The organism is Mycobacterium ostraviense, from assembly GCF_002705925.1.
Taxonomy (GTDB): Bacteria; Actinomycetota; Actinomycetes; order Mycobacteriales; family Mycobacteriaceae; genus Mycobacterium; species Mycobacterium ostraviense.
Genome location: NZ_NKRE01000106.1, coordinates 1 through 1,539, shown reverse-complemented (window position 1 = coordinate 1,539; position 1,539 = coordinate 1). Strand labels below are relative to the sequence as shown.

Sequence of the window (1,539 nt, the reverse complement as noted above, 5' to 3'; positions counted from 1 at the left end):
CCCGGCGCCAGTAAACCCCGACACCACCAGCTCACGCTCACCGCCATCGAGCAACGACACCTCACCCACCACCACCGACGCATCCGCCACCACCGCCTCGAGCAGCCGCACGAAGCGGGTGACCAACCGTTCGATGGTGGTTCGGTCGAACAGATCCGTGGCATACGACACCGTCCCGGCAGCCATCGGGGCGGCCGGGTCGGCGGTTGGCACCTCACCCAGGTCGAAATGCAGATCGAACTTGGCGGTGCGGCTGACCACCGCCAGCTGCTCGACGCTGACCCCGTCGATCGCGACCACCTCGGGGCGCACATTGTTCTGGAAGGCCATGGCCACCTGAAACAGCGGATGATGCGCCCCGGAGCGCACCGGGTTGAGCTGCTCGACCAGCAGCTCGAATGGCACATCCTGGTTGCTGTAGGCGTTGAGCGCCTTCTGGCGCACCTGCTGGAGCACATCGCTGAACCGGTGCCGGAAGTTGACGCCCACCCGCGACACCCAGGTGTTGACGAAGAACCCGACCAGCTCGTCGAGCGCCTCGTCCAGCCGCCCGGCGATCGGCGCGCCCATCACAATGTCCTCACCGGCGCCGACCCGATGCAGCAACACCGCCAAGACCGCTTGCAACACCATCGAGACCGTCGCGTCATGCGTCGCCGCCAGCTCCTTGGCCCCCGCCCACACCTGCGGGTCGATGCGCAGCTGCACCGCATCACCGCGATAACTGGGCACCGGCGGGCGGGCCCGATCCACCGGCAGCGACACCACCTCGGGCAGATCAGCCAACTCCTGCCGCCAGTAGGCCAACTGCCCAGCGATCACACTGTCCGGATCGGTCGCCGCCCCAAGCCAGTCCCGTTGCCACAGCGTGTAATCCACGTACTGCACCGCCAACGGCGCCCACTGTGGGGCCCGGCCCTGCCGCCGTGCCCGATAGGCCTGGCCCATGTCCCGGACCATCGGAGCCAGTGACCACCCATCACAGGCGATGTGGTGCACCACAATCCCCACCACATGCTGCTCAGGCCCCACCGAATAGATCTGCGCACGAATCGGGATCTCCGCCGACAAATCGAACCGATACCCTGCCAGCGCCACCAACTCGCCGGCCACATCCTGCTCCGGCAACGACATCACCGCCGCGCCCCCGCGCCGCCACATCCCCGCCCGGGCCGGCAACACCTCCTGGAACGGCACACCGTCAATGTCGGGAAATACGGTGCGCAGCGATTCATGGCGGGCGATGACATCATCGAGAGCCGCGCCCAGCGCCTCGACATCCAGCGCCCCCCTGATCCGAAACGCGGTGGGCATGTTGTAGGTCGCGGCGCCACCTTCGAATTGGTTGAGGAACCACAACCGCTGCTGGGCATACGACAACGGGATCCGGTCCGGGCGCCGCACCGGCGCCACCGGGGGCCGGATGCGGCCGGTGCGCTGGCGGTGCAGGTGGTCGGCGAGGTCGGCGACGGTGGGGGCGTCGAATATAGACCGCACCGGTACTTCGGTGTTCAGTGCCAGTTGCAGTCGGGTGCTTAG

General features: G+C 67.5%; 1 protein-coding gene. It reads right to left on the bottom strand.

Features of this window, described 5'->3' with window-relative positions:
• Positions 1-1,539: condensation domain-containing protein (locus tag CDN38_RS28155; RefSeq protein WP_244307498.1), on the bottom strand; the 1,539-nt coding region annotated here is incomplete at both ends.